The organism is Leisingera sp. ANG-S5, from assembly GCF_000813925.1.
GTDB lineage: Bacteria > Pseudomonadota > Alphaproteobacteria > Rhodobacterales > Rhodobacteraceae > Leisingera.
On the sequence record NZ_JWLH01000005.1, the window covers coordinates 592663 to 607105 of the forward strand.

Consider the following 14443-nt stretch of genomic DNA (forward strand, 5'->3'; position numbering starts at 1 on the left):
CGTGCAGCCCGCTTTGGCTAGAATCACACCGGTGAATGATCCGGGGCTGGCTGGCATTGCGTCCGATAGAAACAGAACCCGAAGATAAGGTCAGACACCATGGCAAATTCGCCCCAGGCCAAGAAGCGCGCACGTCAGAACGAGAAGCGCTTTGCCGTCAACAAAGCCCGTCGTTCGCGCATCCGCACCTTCCTGCGTAAAGTTGAAGAAGCCATCGCTTCCGGCGACAAAGAAGCTGCAACCGCAGCTCTGCGCGCGGCTCAGCCCGAGCTGATGCGCGGCGTCACCAAGGGTGTGTATCACAAAAACACCGCTTCCCGGAAAATCTCGCGCCTGTCCGCACGCGTGAAGACACTGGCCTGAGATTCGCTCCGCTGAGCAGGCTCACGGGCCGTCAAAAAGTTGTCAGGGCGCTGCAGATTGCAGCGCCTTGTTTTTTGGGAAAACCCTTGCCGGGACTCGCTGGGCGCAGGAGATTCTTTGCTGCCAAAGACTGAGTCAACATCATAGTTTCGTTGCCGCTGCCCCCCTCAAATTGCTACCACTGTTTCAGCGATTCACTCGCTGGGGGGACAGGCTGCTCGAGGCGATCTTGACGGGCATCAAGATTGCCAGGTTGCTCGGCACGACGCGCATCTGATGCGCGCTAGTTGCCGGGATCCACTGCTGTATCGTTAAGGGTCAGCAGCCTTGTCTCAATTGTGTGCGATACTGTTCGTGACGGCAAATCCGCCGCTTTTTGCGGCCGTTTTTGCTGTTCAAGGCGAACGTCAAGCCTTCGGGTAATGCGGCCACTGCTGGCCCGCACACGATAACCCTGTGCGTGGATGCCCCCCGGGTGGTTGGGGGTAAGAATAGAACTGGCCCGGCAAATGGGCCGCTGCTTTTTGGGGATGCGTGAGGCGCAGCATGACAGAAGAAAAATGGGGACAGCTCAGAAACCGGCTGTTGAAAACGGTCGGCCAGAACAATTTCACGACCTGGATCGAGCCGCTTGAATTTGACGCCGTGGACGGTGGGGTTGCCGTCTTCAAGGTGCCGACGAATTTCATGGGCAACTATGTCAGCCAAAACTTTGCAGATCTGATTCTGCATGAGCTGACGATGTCCGGGGAACAGGTCCAGCGGCTGGCTTTCCGGGTTGCTGCTAACAGCCCGGTCCGCCCGGCAGAGCCCGCAGCTGGCGCAGAGGCTTATAGCAGCGCCGATGGTGATGTGGCCGTCATGACTGCGCCCGCGGCTTCTTCCGCTGGCAAGGACACCTTGGAAGCGCTGCAAGCTGCACCGCTTGATCCGCGCTTTACCTTCGACAGCTTTGTTGTCGGCAAGCCGAACGAACTGGCCCACGCTGCCGCACGCCGCGTCGGAGAGGGCGGTCCGGTCACTTTCAACCCGCTGGTTCTGTATGGCGGAGTGGGTCTGGGTAAGACCCACCTGATGCACGCCATCGCTTGGGAGCTGAAGGAAAAGAACCCTTCGCTGAACGTGCTGTACCTGTCGGCGGAACAGTTCATGTACCGCTTTGTGCAAGCTCTGCGTGAGCGTAAGATGATGGACTTCAAGCACCTGTTCCGCTCGGTCGATGTGCTGATGGTGGATGATGTTCAGTTCATCGCCGGCAAGGATTCGACCCAGGAAGAATTCTTCCACACCTTCAACGCGCTGGTGGATCAGAACAAGCAGATCATCATCTCGGCCGACCGCGCCCCGGGTGAGATCAAGGATCTGGAAGACCGGGTGAAGTCACGCCTGCAGTGCGGTCTTGTCGTGGACCTGCACCCGACCGATTATGAACTGCGTCTGGGCATCCTGCAGACCAAGGTGCAGCAGCAGCGTGAGACCTACCCCGACCTGCGTATCGCGGATGGTGTGCTGGAATTCCTGGCACACCGGATCTCGACCAATGTGCGCGTGCTTGAAGGCGCCCTGACCCGTCTGTTCGCATTTGCGTCTCTGGTCGGCCGTGAGATCGACATGGACCTGACCCAGGACTGTTTGGCAGACGTGCTGCGCGCCTCCGAGCGCAAGATCACCGTCGAGGAAATCCAGCGCAAGGTCTCCGAGTATTACAACATCCGCATGTCCGATATCATCGGCCCCAAGCGCCTGCGCTCTTATGCGCGCCCGCGTCAGGTGGCGATGTATCTGTGCAAACAGCTGACCAGCCGCTCCCTGCCAGAGATCGGCCGCCGCTTTGGCGGGCGCGACCACACCACCGTGATGCACGGCGTGAAGCGCATCGAGGAGCTGAAGCTGACCGACGGCCAGATCGCCGAGGACGTCGAAATGCTGCGGCGTTCGCTGGAAGCCTGACGCGCAAAAAAGCTAGAACTGCAAACCCCAAATTGCACTGCGGCCCCGGTTTCCGGGGCCGTTTTTTGTTGGCTCAACGGCGGCCGCCAAGACCCATAACAGCGGTGAATGCCCGGTATCACAGAAAACGAAGTTTCATGACGCGGAAAACCGGTCATAACAGCGCCCTGGATGAGGAGCGCGGCATGACTGATCAGACGCCACAGAACTTGGACACGCCCCGCGGGCTGGCCTTCGCCGTCACCGCCTACTTGCTGTGGGGATTTCTGCCGCTCTACATGAAGGCACTGTCGCATATTCCGGCGGCTGAGGTTGTTACCCACCGGGTGATTTGGTCGGTGCCGGTGGCCGGCGCACTGCTGATAGTCCTGCGCCGCACCAAAGATCTGCGCGCTGCGTTGAAAAATACCCGCATGCTCGGCATGGCTTGCATCACCGCGGCGCTGATTTCCGTCAACTGGGGGATCTATGTCTGGTCCATCGCAGCAGGGCGGGCGCTGGATGCCGCGCTTGGCTATTATATCAACCCGTTGTTCAGCATTGCGCTGGGCGCTCTGCTGCTGCGGGAGCCTCTTGGCAAGGCGCAAATGGCCGCCGTGGCGTTGGCCGCGGCGGCGGTGCTGGTGCTGACATTGGAGGCGGGCAGGGTGCCCTGGGTGGCAGTTGGCCTGACCTTGTCCTGGGGGTTTTATGCCTTCTTCAAGAAGTCTCTGCCGATCGGCCCCAACCAGGGCTTCCTGCTTGAGGTGCTGATCCTGCTGGCGCCGGCACTTGGGTATTTCGCATATCTGGCTGCCACGGGCAGCGGCAGCTTTGGTGCCTCTTTGACGGACACTTGGCTGCTCCTGGGCTGCGGTTTGGTGACCGCCGTGCCGCTGATCGTCTATGCCAATGGCGCCAAGCTGGTCAGGCTCTCAACCATGGGAATCCTGCAGTACATTGCGCCGACGATGATCATGCTGGCGGCGGTGCTGCTGTTCGGCGAGGAATTCGGCAGCGCCCGGATGATCGCCTTTCCGATGATCTGGGCGGCGCTGGTGATCTACTCAGTGCCGATGATTCGTCAGATGCGCAAGCGAACAGGCTGAGGGGTTCAATCGGACGGCTGCGCGTCCTCGATCACACCCACAATCGGGCCCATCATGAAACCGGCATCGCTGCGGCCAAGTTCCGGCGCGTGCAGGCGCGAGATATTTCCATCGAAGTAAAGCGCATTGGGCAGCTTCAGATAGTCGCGGAACAGGCTGCCGAACTGGTGAAACGTCACTGCATTGCGCGAGATCGCAAAGACTGCGCGGCTGCCATCTGCCGAGGTGCCTACACCGTTGCGGATGTAATAGCTGTCTGAATCCGCCAGGAAGCGCGGATGCAGCTCCCCGTCGATCACCAGCATCGGTCCGGACTGGGTAGCATAGGTGCAGGCGGGCGCTCTGTGTTCGAAATCCAGGGTTTCGAACACATCGGCACGGCGTTCACCGATGCATAGTACCCCGTTTGGCAGCAGGCCAAAGTTGCCTGGACCGGCATTGGTCACCAGCCGCATCGCCTCACCGTTTTCATCTACATACAGGCCGACGGGGGAGCGGTCCGTGTGATACATGCCGGCGTTCGTCGCAAAGGCCAGCGTCTTGCCGTCCTTTGCCAGCGCATCCTCCAGCGAGGAGAAGTGTCCGTAGACCTGGTTTTCGCCATCCTTCAGGAACAGCTGAAGCTGTTCCTGTGCGGCGTCGACTTCGCAGATCGAGTACCGGTTGCCCTCATAGGCCACATCGCTGCACTCGACCGCGCCGGCCGCGGGTGCGGTCCATAGCGCCGTCAGCAGAAATGCGGCCTTGCGGATCACTCTTCCACGTCGCGGCGCACCGCGTCCTGACTCAGCATCCGGCGGGTTTCGTCCATCTGGTCGAAGGTCTCATCCAGCCGGAACCGCAGATCCGGGGTGAATTTCAAGCCCAGCTTCTTGCCGACCATGCGGCGCAGTTCGCTCTTGTTGCGGGCCAGAAGTTTCAATACATCCTCCTGCCCTTTGCCGCCCAAGGGCAGCACAAAGGCAGTGGCGATTTTCAGATCGGGTGAGGTGCGTACCTCGCCCACGGTGATCGACATGCGGTTCAGGTCCGGGTCATGCACATCGCCGCGCGCCAGCACTTCAGAGAGCGAGCGGCGGATCAGTTCGCCGACGCGAAGCTGGCGCTGGGAGGGGCCGGGCCCATCGTGGAATTTGTTCTTTGCCATAGTTCCGATCTATGCCGGATCGCAGGCTTTGCCAAGCGCTGCCCGGCGATGTAGGACAAAACCAGCTTGAACAAGGAAATGGGCCAATGACTCACAAACCAGGGATCGTGATTACCGGCGCATCGGGCCGCATGGGGCAGATGCTGATCAAGACGGTGCTGGAAAGCGACAAGGCCACGCTGGCCGGAGCCGTGGAGCGTGAGGGTCACGATTGGGTTGGCCGTGATGTGGGCGAAGCCATGGGCGGGGCGCCGGTTGGAGTTACCGTGACCTCGGATGCGCTGGAGGCGTTTTCCAAGGCGCAGGCGGTGATCGACTTCACAGCGCCTGAGGCAACGCTGGCGTTTTCCAAGCTCGCGGCGCAGGCCCGCGCGGTGCATGTGATCGGCACAACCGGCATGACGGATGAGCAGATCGCCCAGCTGGAACCGGCATCGCGCCACGCGGTGATCGTGCGCGCGGGCAACATGAGCCTGGGGGTGAACCTGCTGGTGCAGTTGACCAAAAAGGTCGCCGCCGCGCTGGACGAAGATTTCGACATTGAGGTGATCGAGGCCCATCACCACCACAAGGTGGATGCGCCTTCCGGCACCGCGCTGATGCTGGGCGAGGCCGCTGCCGAGGGCCGCGGTGTGAAACTGGCGGATGTACGCGACTCCGGCCGCGACGGGATCACTGGTGCCCGCAAACGGGGCGACATCGGCTTCACCGCCATCCGCGGCGGCGACATCGTGGGTGAGCATGACGTGCTGTTTGCCGCAGCGGGTGAGCGGATCGTGCTGCGCCACCTGGCCACCGACCGTGCGATCTTTGCCCGCGGCGCGCTGAAAGCCGCGCTGTGGGGCCAGGACAAGGGCCCTGGCCAGTACGACATGGTGGATGTGCTGGGGCTTTAAAGTCTGAACGGCGGCCCTGATAGGCCGCTGCCCTTAGGGAGCGTTAGAGCTGGCACCCGCGATTTATCAGAAATCGACAGCGATTCCCTTTTTCTCCCAGTCGCCGTAACGTGCCGGATCAGGGCCATCGCGCCCGCCTAGTTCCTTGGGGCGCGGTTCCTCAGCCTCGGCGGCTTTCCGGCGCTCCTCTGCCTCCGCCAGCGCGCGTTGTGCGGCGGGCGGCAGGTCTTTCTTCACAGGCGCAGTGTCGTCGCTCATCGCGGGTTCCTTTATTCTTTGCGCATGATATACGCCCCTGTCCCGCGTGCACAAGGCGCGCCCTAAGGAGTTGCCCCATGTCCGATGCCAACCACGCCCGCCGCACTGCGGTCTACCTGCTGGATCAGGTGCTGGGAGAGGGGCGGCTGCTGGCGGAGTGTTATGCCGCCGGGGCGCTGGAAAAGCTGGCACCGGAAGACCGAGCCCGTGCACAGCGGCTGGCAGCGGAAACCCTGCGCAGCCTGGAACGTGCCGACCGGGTGCTCAAGAAACACCTGAAGAAATCAACTCCGCTCACTGTCATGAATGCCTTGCGGCTGGGGACGGTGGAGCTGTGCTCGGGCGCCGCCGCGCATGGGGTGGTCAATGCCATGGTGGCGATTGTCTCCAAGCACCGCCGCCATGGGCAGCTCAAGGGGCTGGTCAATGCTGTTTTGCGCAAGGTGGCTGACGAAGGTCCGGCGGAATGGGCCAAACTGCGCACGCCGCGCCTGCCGAACTGGATCCGGAAACCCCTGGTGCAGGCCTGGGGCGCTGAGGTAATGCTGGCCATCGAGGCCGCGCATTTTGCCGGCGCGCCGCTGGATATCACCGGCAAACCCGGTGCTGATCTGGTCGAGCTTGGCGGAGAGGTGCTGCCAACCGGTTCTGTCAGACTCGCCAATGCAGGCCAGGTTTCCGCCCTGCCGGGTTATGAGGCTGGCGATTGGTGGGTCCAGGACGCCGCCGCGTCGCTGCCTGCCCGCATTCTGAACGTCCAGCCTGGTGAACGCGTGCTGGAACTATGCGCGGCGCCAGGTGGTAAGACCATGCAAATGGCAGCTGCCGGAGCACAGGTGACGGCTGTTGATGTTTCGGAGAGCCGGGTTGCCCGGCTCAGGGAAAACCTGGAACGCACCGGGCTGCAGGCGGAACTGATCGTGGGGGACGCACTGGCGCAGACCGGCAAGTATGACGCCGTGCTGCTGGACGCGCCTTGCTCTGCGACTGGCACTATCCGCCGCCACCCGGATCTGCCGCAGGCCAAAGACGGCAGCGAATTCGGAGAGCTGATTGAGCTGCAGGCGCAAATGCTGGCCTATGCCTGGACTTTGGTGAAACCCGGCGGGCGGCTGATGTTCTGCACCTGCTCGCTGCTGCCGGATGAAGGCGAATGCCAGGTGGAGGAGGCGCTGGACATGTACCCGGAAATGGCCGCAGACCGTGAGGCGCTGACAGTGCCTGGCGTCAATGCGGACTGGATCACCGAGGAAGGCGGCCTGCGCCTGCGCCCGGATTACTGGCCGGAGCGTGGCGGCATGGACGGTTTCTACATGGCCCTTTTGCGCAAATCCGCGTGACCCCGGGGCGTCTCCGGCATTCGCCGGTGACTTGGCCCGAAGCCCGCGCTATGCTCCCGCCAAAACGCCCTGGCACAATCCGGCGTGAGGCAACAGAGCATGTCCACTTATGACAGAATGGCAGGCCGCGGTACCCGCCTGCTGAACCGGTATTTCGCTTGGCGCGCGCGCAGCCAGCCAGCGGCAACCGGTTTTGTCTCGCAGCCGGAGCCACGTACCATTGGCAGCTTTGCCCGCGGGCGGCAGCTAGTTGCGGGCAATCTGCTGTTTGCCGGCTACCTGGTCGAATCGCCAGACACTGGCCTGTGGGAGGTTGCCGCGCCGGACACGGCCTTTGACGCGGAACGGCACGGGTTTGCCTGGCTCGACGATCTGGCGGCTGTTGGCGATTTCAAGGCCCGGCTCAAGGCGCAGAAATGGGTCTGGGGCTGGATCGAACAGCACGGTCGCGGCGGAGGGCTGGCCTGGCTGCCGGACCTGACCGGGCGGCGGGTGATCCGCTGGATCAACCACGCGCTGTTCCTGCTAAGCGGCAAGGATAAGGACGAGACCGAAGCCTTCTATGGCTCCCTGGCGCAGCAGACATGGTATCTGGCGCAACGCTGGCAAGGGGCTGCGCCCGGGCTGCCGCGGTTTGAGGCGCTGTGCGGGCTGATCTATGCAGGTCTTTCATTGCAAGGCCGCGAGGAGTTGGCCGATCCGGCGGTCAAGGCGCTGGCGGCGGAATGCGAGGCCCAGATCGACGAGCAGGGCGGCTTGCCGACCCGCAACCCGGAAGAACTGCTGGAGGTGTTCACCCTCCTGACCTGGGCGGCGGCGGCGCTGCATGAGGCCGGCCGGATGGTGCCGCCTGCCCATATCGCCGCCATCGAACGGATCGCGCCGACCCTGCGCACGTTGCGCCACAGTGACGGCGGGCTGGCGCGATTCCATGGTGGCGGCCGCGGGCTGGAGGGGCGACTGGACCATGCGCTGGCAGCCAGCCATGTGGCCGAGCGTCATGCGGACGGGCTGGCGATGGGCTTTGCCCGGCTGTCGGCGCGGCGGACCTCTGTAATCGTGGATGCCTCGGCGCCGCCCACGGGCAAGGCCTCCTATAATGGCCATGCCTCGACTCTTGCGTTTGAACTGACCTCTGGCCGGAGGCCGCTCGTTGTTAACTGCGGGTCGGGCGAGTCCTTTGGGGTGGAGTGGCGCCGCGCCGGCCGGGCGACGCCCTCGCACAGCACGTTGTGCATCGAAGGCCACTCCAGCGCCAGGCTGGCCGCGCCGCATAAAACCACCGGCCATGAGGAACTGATCGAGGCGCCTGATGATGTTCCGCTGGACCTTGCTGAACTGACCGATGGCTTGCGTTTCCAGGGCGGCCACAACGGCTATGCCGCGCATTTCGGCCTGACCCATGCCCGCACCCTGGATCTATCCTTTGACGGCCGCGCCCTGGCCGGGGAGGACATGCTGCTGGCGCTGGAAGACTCGGCCAAGGCCCGCTTTGACAAGGCCAGCAGCAGCAACCCGGATGGTGGTGTCAGCTTTGATATCCGCCTGCATCTGCACCCTGAAGTCGATGCAACCCTTGACTTGGGCGGCGCAGCAGTATCCATGGCGCTCAAGAGCGGGGAAATCTGGGTGTTCCGGCATGACGGCGCCTGCCATCTGCGGCTGGAGCCAAGCGTTTTCCTGGAAAAGACCCGCTTGAAGCCGCGTGCGGCAAAGCAGATCGTTTTATCCGGGCGGGCGATGGGATATGCCACCCGCGTCCGGTGGACGCTCAGCAAAGCGCAGGAGACTGCCATTGCCGTGCGAGACCTGAACCGGGACGAACCCGAGACGTTTGACTGAGCCTTTAAAAGGACCTGCCCTGCCATGACCGACCTTCACCCCGTACGCCGTGCGTTGCTTTCCGTATCCGACAAGACCGGCCTGATTGAGCTGGGCCAGGCGCTGGCCGCGCGCGGTGTCGAGCTGCTTTCGACCGGCGGTTCCGCCAAGGCGCTGCGTGACGCAGGGCTCGCCGTGAAGGATGTCTCCGAAGTGACCGGCTTCCCGGAAATGATGGACGGCCGGGTCAAGACCCTGCACCCGATGGTGCATGGCGGCCTGCTGGCGCTGCGCGACAACGACACCCATGTTGCCGCGATGAATGAGCATGGCATCGGCGCCATCGACCTGCTGGTCGTTAACCTCTATCCGTTCGAGGCCACTGTGGCTAAAGGCGCAGACTATGACACCTGCATCGAGAACATCGACATCGGCGGCCCGGCGATGATCCGCGCGGCAGCCAAGAACCATGCCTTTGTGAATGTGGTTGTGGATGTCGAGGACTATGAAAAGCTGCTGGGCGACATGGATCAGCACGACGGCGCGACCTGCCCGCGTTTCCGCCGCAAGCTGGCGCAAAAGGCTTATGCCCGTACTGCAGCCTATGACGCGGCTGTGTCCAACTGGCTGGCGGGTGAACTGGAATTGCAAGCGCCCAAGCGCCGCGCCTTTGCCGGCGAGCTTAAGCAGACCCTGCGCTATGGCGAAAACAGCCATCAGGAAGCTGCCTTCTATACTGATGGCTCGAACCGCCCGGGCGTTGCCACCGCCGTGCAGCTGCAGGGCAAGGAGCTGAGCTACAACAATATCAACGATACGGACGCAGCGTATGAGCTGGTGGCGGAATTCGACCCGTCCGAAAGCCCGGCCGTTGCGATCATCAAACACGCCAACCCCTGCGGCGTTGCCAAGGGCGCAACCCTGGCAGAAGCCTATCAGAAGGCTTTCGACTGCGACCGCACTTCCGCTTTCGGCGGCATCGTGGCGCTGAACCAGCCGCTGGACGCGGAGACCGCCGCCAAGATCACCGAGATCTTCACCGAGGTGGTAATTGCTCCGGGCGCGTCGGACGAAGCCAAGGAAATCTTTGCCGCCAAGAAGAACCTGCGCCTGCTGCTGACTGACGGCCTGCCGGATCCGCGCAAGCCCATCGTAGCCTACAAGCAGGTGGCCGGCGGCATGCTGGTGCAGGACAAGGATGTTGGCTATGTCGGCATGGACGATCTGAAGGTGGTGACCGAAAAGGCACCGTCTGACGCCCAGATGCAGGACCTGCTGTTTGCCTGGAAGGTTGCCAAGCACGTCAAATCCAACGCCATCGTTTATGTCAAAGACAACGCAACCGTCGGCGTCGGCGCGGGCCAAATGAGCCGTCTGGACAGCGCCAATGTGGCTGCCGCCAAGGCAGGCCGCATGGCTGCTGAACTGGGCCTCGAGGAAAGCCTCGCCAAGGGCTGTGCGGTGGCATCGGACGCGTTCTTCCCCTTTGCGGACGGTTTGCTGGAAGCGGCGGCTGCGGGCGGTGCCTGCGTGATCCAGCCGGGCGGCTCGATGCGCGATGACGAGGTGATCAAGGCGGCCAACGAAAAAGGCCTCGCCATGGTCTTCACTGGCATGCGCCACTTCCGCCACTAAGCAGAGCGACTAAGTCATGGCAGCACGTTGGATGATTTGGGGCGCAGTCCTCTCCTTCCTGGCGGATCAGGCCAGCAAATACCTGGTGATCCACTGGATGGGGCTGGATCAGCGCCACCGGATCGACGTGCTGCCGCCGTTTCTCAATTTCCGCTACGGCGAGAATACCGGTATCAACTTCGGCCTGTTCGGCGGCGGCGACGAGGCCGCCCGCTGGATCCTGATCGGGCTCTCTGTGGTGATCTGCATTGCTCTGGCCGTGTGGTTATTGCGGGGGCAGAGCAAGTCCAGAGGCATGCAGCTGTCAGCCGGCCTTGTGATCGGCGGTGCCTTGGGCAACGTCGCGGACCGGCTGCTTTACGGCTATGTCCTGGATTTCCTCAACACATCCTGCTGCGGCATTCAGAACCCGTTTGTGTTCAATGTTGCGGACATCTTCATTTTTGCGGGCGCAGCGGGGCTAATCTTCTTTGACGGGCGCCGTAAAAAGCCTGCGTAGACCTCGCCAGGCAATTGCGTTAAAAGCGCTGGGAAACAGGCAGGAGTTTGGGGCAATGCGGATCCCGTTCGGAGTGATCGTTCTTGCAGGCGCGCTGGCAGTGTCCGGCTGCGCGCAAAAAGGGCTGCGTGTCCTGCAGAAACCCGGATCCGGCCCCGATGAGTTTTTGATCCTGCCATCCAAGCCTCTGACCGCACCGGACAGTTATGCGGCCCTTCCCGCACCGACCCCCGGTGGCAGTAATCTGACCGACCCAAATCCGAGCGCTGACGCAGTTGCCGCGCTGGGCGGCAAGCCTGGCGCGCTGGTGCCTGCGGCCGGTGTGCCATCCGGTGATGCCGCATTGGTCACCGCTTCCAGCCGGTACGGAGTAGAGGCAGGCGTGCGGGAGACATTGGCCTCGGAAGATGCAAAATTCCGCCACCGCAACCGTAACCTGGGCCGGATCAAGATTGTCCCGGTGGACCGCTACGAGCAGCTGTACCGCAAGCAGAGCATTGATCCCTTCGCAGTCAGCGAACAATTCCGCAAGGCAGGTGCGGCTACGCCCTCTTCTCCGCCTGAAGAAGAGTCCTGAACGCTCACTTTTCCGCCAGCCAATCTTGCATGACGCCAGCGGCGGCGTAGGTTGACAGCAGTCTTTCTGCTGGCAATGGGCGCCGATTTGTGGCTGCATTGACCAAAATGAGCAAAAGAGCAGTAACCGCACCCTGCCGGGCAAGGGCAAACGTGCAAAAATTGGAGGATGCCAGATGATCCCGAGGATCACATTGGCCGCCGCAGCGCTGAGTGCTGCCTTATCCGCCCCGGCACAGGCTGAGGATGAGGCGGTAACCGCGTTTACCTTGGACAATGGCATGGATGTGGTGGTGATCGAGGATCACCGCGCCCCAGTGGTGCAGCAGATGGTCTGGTACCGGGCCGGTTCCGCGGATGAACCGCCAGGCCAGTCCGGTGTCGCCCATTTCCTGGAACACCTACTGTTTAAAGGCACTGACAAGCTGGCACCGGGCGAGCTGTCTTCAACGGTGCGCGCCAACGGCGGCCAGGACAATGCCTTCACCAGTTATGACTACACCGCCTATTTCCAGCGTGTCGCCGCCGACCGGCTGGAGCTGATGATGCAGATGGAGAGCGACCGGATGACCAACCTCCGCCTCAACGAGGAGGATATCGTCACCGAACGAGAGGTCATTCTGGAGGAGCGCAACCAGCGCACCGACAACGACCCGGTTGCGCTGTTCCGCGAACAGCTGCAGGCGGTCCAGTATCTCAATCACCGCTACGGCCAGCCGGTGATCGGCTGGCGGCACGAGATGGAAAGTCTCGACATGGAGGACGCGCTGTCCTTCTACCGGACCTACTATGCGCCCAATAACGCCATCCTTGTAGTGTCCGGGGATGTGCAGCCGGACGCGGTGAAGGCGCTGGCAGAGAAATATTATGGCGTGATTCCGGCCAATCCGGATTTGCCTGAACGCTTCCGCAGCCAGGAACCGCCGCAAACCGCTGCCCGTCGTCTGACCTTCGAGGACCCGCGCGTGGCGCAGCCATATGTGCAGCGTTCGTACCTGGCCCCCGAACGTGATAGCGGCGATCAGCAGAAGGCTGCGGCGCTTTACTTGCTGGCGGAACTTCTGGGCGGCGGTAACACATCCTACCTGGCAAATGCGCTGCAATTCGACCAGCAGGTCGCGGTCTACACCGGTGCTTTCTATTCCGGCAGCACGCTGGATGATACGTCTTTCACCCTGCTGATCGTGCCTGCAGAGGGCACGGGCATGGAGGCAGCTGAGGCGGCTCTGGACGCCACCATTGCGCGGTTCCTGGAGGAAGGCGTGGACGAAGCCCAACTGGAGCGGATCAAGCTGCAGCTGCGCGCCGCTGAAATTTATGACCGGGACAATGTGAACGGCATTGCCAACCGCTATGGTCAGGCGCTGAGCATCGGTCTGACGGTGCAGGACGTGCAGGACTGGCCGAAGATTCTGCAATCGGTCACCGCAGATGAGATCATCGCTGCTGCAATCGAAGTTCTGCGGCCGGAAACATCGGTGACAGGCTGGATGACACGCAGCCAGGAGGTGACCCAATGAACCTGCTGAAGCTTGCCGCCGCTGCGCTGTTCGCCTGGTTCCTGGCGCTGCCCGCCTGGGCTGAAATCAAGATCCAGGATGTGACGTCGCCCGGTGGCATCACCGCGTGGCTGGTAGAGGATCATACGATTCCCTTCTCAGCGCTCGAACTGCGGTTCCGCGGCGGTACCTCCCTGGATGCGCCGGGCAAGCGCGGCGGGGTCTACCTGATGACTGGATTGCTGGAAGAGGGTTCAGGCGATTTGCGCGCGCAAGACTATGCGCGGGCGCTGGAATCCCTGGCCGCCGAATTCAGCTATGACGCGGACAAGGATTCCGTCTCCATCTCTGCCCGCTTCCTGACTGAAAACCGGGATGATGCGATGGAGCTGTTGCGCCAAACGCTGTTTGAGCCGCGGTTTGACCAGGACGCGCTGGACAGGGTGCGGGCGCAGGTGCTGGCCGGGTTGCGCTCTGATGCCAAGAACCCCAACAATATTGCTGGCCTGGCCTTCGCCAAAATGGCTTATGGCGATCACCCGTATGGCAGCGACGGCAAGGGAACGCTGGACTCGGTTGCCGCGCTCAGCCGGCAGGACATTTTCGATGCCTATGAAGCTGTTTTTGCCCGCGACAGGCTCTATGTCAGTGCAGTCGGTGATATCACTGCCGAAGAGCTTGGGACATTGCTGGACGACCTCTTGGGGACGCTGCCGGATAAGGGTGCGCCGATTCCCGGCCCTGCCGACGTGACGATTGAGGGCGGGGTGACTGTAGTTGATTTCGATACCCCGCAATCGGTGGCGTTGTTCGGTCAAAAGGGTATCGAGCGCGAACATCCGGACTTTTTCACCGCCTATGTGATGAACCAGATCCTGGGCGGCGGCTCTTTTGAAACCCGGCTGATGACCGAAGTCCGGGAAAAACGCGGGCTGACCTACGGGGTTTATTCCTATCTGGTGCCGCGCGATCTTGCGGCCGTCTACATGGGCTCGGTGGCCTCTGCCAACGGCAAGATGGCCGAGGCGGTGGAGGTGATCCGCAATGAATGGCGCCGTATGGCAGAGGAAGGCGTTACGGAGAAGGAGCTGAAGGACGCTCAGACTTACCTGACTGGCGCCTACCCGCTGCGGTTCGACGGCAACAGCCGCATCGCCTCCATTCTAGCGGGAATGCAGATGGATGATCTGCCCATCAGCTATGTGGAAACCCGAAATGACCGCATCAATGCTGTCACTCTTGAAGATGTGAAGCGCTTTGCGGCGGAATTTCTGGATCCGGACGGGCTGCACTTCACCATCGCGGGCCGCCCGGAAGGACTGGAAACCACCAACTGACCCGGACCTGGCGCAAGCAACTGCAGCGCCTGTA

At 62.2% G+C, this 14443-nt stretch carries 14 protein-coding genes; 11 read left to right on the top strand and 3 right to left on the bottom strand.

Going from position 1 to position 14443, the window contains the following annotated elements:
- Positions 1–99 precede the first annotated feature (99 nt).
- The 3 genes from rpsT (at position 100) to rarD (ending at position 3401) form a co-directional block, all read left to right on the top strand.
- Positions 100–363, top strand: a complete 264-nt coding sequence (gene rpsT, locus RA25_RS11175) for a 30S ribosomal protein S20 (protein ID WP_039172221.1) — start codon at positions 100–102, stop codon at positions 361–363.
- Between the two features lie 546 nt (positions 364–909).
- On the top strand, positions 910–2313 hold the full coding sequence (gene dnaA / locus RA25_RS11185) for a chromosomal replication initiator protein DnaA (protein WP_019295142.1): 1404 nt from the start codon (positions 910–912) through the stop codon (positions 2311–2313).
- A 185-nt stretch (positions 2314–2498) separates the two neighbouring features.
- Positions 2499–3401 carry an EamA family transporter RarD gene (rarD, locus tag RA25_RS11190; protein WP_039147831.1) on the top strand — a complete coding sequence of 301 codons (903 nt, stop codon included), beginning with the start codon at positions 2499–2501 and terminating at the stop codon, positions 3399–3401.
- A 5-nt stretch (positions 3402–3406) separates the two neighbouring features.
- On the opposite strand, the gene RA25_RS11195 is transcribed toward rarD, so the two are convergent.
- A complete protein-coding gene (locus RA25_RS11195; protein ID WP_019295140.1) occupies positions 3407–4156 on the bottom strand; it encodes a phosphodiester glycosidase family protein in 750 nt (249 codons plus the stop codon).
- On the bottom strand, positions 4153–4548 hold the full coding sequence (gene rbfA / locus RA25_RS11200; RefSeq protein ID WP_019295139.1) for a 30S ribosome-binding factor RbfA: 396 nt from the start codon (positions 4546–4548) through the stop codon (positions 4153–4155). Before rbfA ends, RA25_RS11195 begins: the two co-directional genes overlap by 4 nt.
- 86 nt (positions 4549–4634) lie before the next feature.
- Between rbfA and dapB the strand changes: the two genes are divergently transcribed.
- Positions 4635–5444, top strand: coding sequence for a 4-hydroxy-tetrahydrodipicolinate reductase (gene dapB, locus RA25_RS11205; protein ID WP_019295138.1), 810 nt, complete (start codon positions 4635–4637; stop codon positions 5442–5444).
- Positions 5445–5510: 66 nt separating this feature from the next.
- Here the strand turns inward: dapB and RA25_RS11210 are convergent, their stop codons facing one another.
- Complete coding sequence (locus RA25_RS11210) at positions 5511–5702, bottom strand: DUF1674 domain-containing protein (protein ID WP_019295137.1); 192 nt, start codon at positions 5700–5702, stop codon at positions 5511–5513.
- A 77-nt stretch (positions 5703–5779) separates the two neighbouring features.
- Here RA25_RS11210 and RA25_RS11215 point away from each other — a divergent pair, with 77 nt between their 5' ends.
- The 7 genes from RA25_RS11215 to RA25_RS11245 all read left to right on the top strand — a co-directional run bounded on the left by RA25_RS11215 (position 5780) and on the right by RA25_RS11245 (position 14409).
- On the top strand, positions 5780–7042 hold the full coding sequence (locus tag RA25_RS11215; RefSeq protein WP_039172224.1) for an RsmB/NOP family class I SAM-dependent RNA methyltransferase: 1263 nt from the start codon (positions 5780–5782) through the stop codon (positions 7040–7042).
- A 99-nt stretch (positions 7043–7141) separates the two neighbouring features.
- Entirely contained in the window at positions 7142–8884 is a 1743-nt protein-coding gene (locus RA25_RS11220) for a heparinase II/III family protein (RefSeq protein WP_039172226.1), read from the top strand.
- Between the two features lie 24 nt (positions 8885–8908).
- Positions 8909–10498: a bifunctional phosphoribosylaminoimidazolecarboxamide formyltransferase/IMP cyclohydrolase gene (purH, locus tag RA25_RS11225; protein ID WP_019295134.1), complete on the top strand. Its 1590-nt coding sequence runs from the start codon at positions 8909–8911 to the stop codon at positions 10496–10498.
- 16 nt (positions 10499–10514) lie between these two features.
- Positions 10515–10997 carry a signal peptidase II gene (lspA, locus tag RA25_RS11230; RefSeq protein ID WP_019295133.1) on the top strand — a complete coding sequence of 161 codons (483 nt, stop codon included), beginning with the start codon at positions 10515–10517 and terminating at the stop codon, positions 10995–10997.
- Positions 10998–11052: 55 nt separating this feature from the next.
- Positions 11053–11574 (top strand): DUF3035 domain-containing protein, encoded by a 522-nt coding sequence (locus RA25_RS11235; RefSeq protein WP_019295132.1) that lies wholly within the window; start codon positions 11053–11055, stop codon positions 11572–11574.
- Between the two features lie 175 nt (positions 11575–11749).
- Positions 11750–13093 (top strand): M16 family metallopeptidase, encoded by a 1344-nt coding sequence (locus RA25_RS11240; RefSeq protein ID WP_039172228.1) that lies wholly within the window; start codon positions 11750–11752, stop codon positions 13091–13093.
- Positions 13090–14409 (top strand): M16 family metallopeptidase, encoded by a 1320-nt coding sequence (locus RA25_RS11245; RefSeq protein WP_039172231.1) that lies wholly within the window; start codon positions 13090–13092, stop codon positions 14407–14409. Before RA25_RS11240 ends, RA25_RS11245 begins: the two co-directional genes overlap by 4 nt.
- Positions 14410–14443 lie beyond the last annotated feature (34 nt).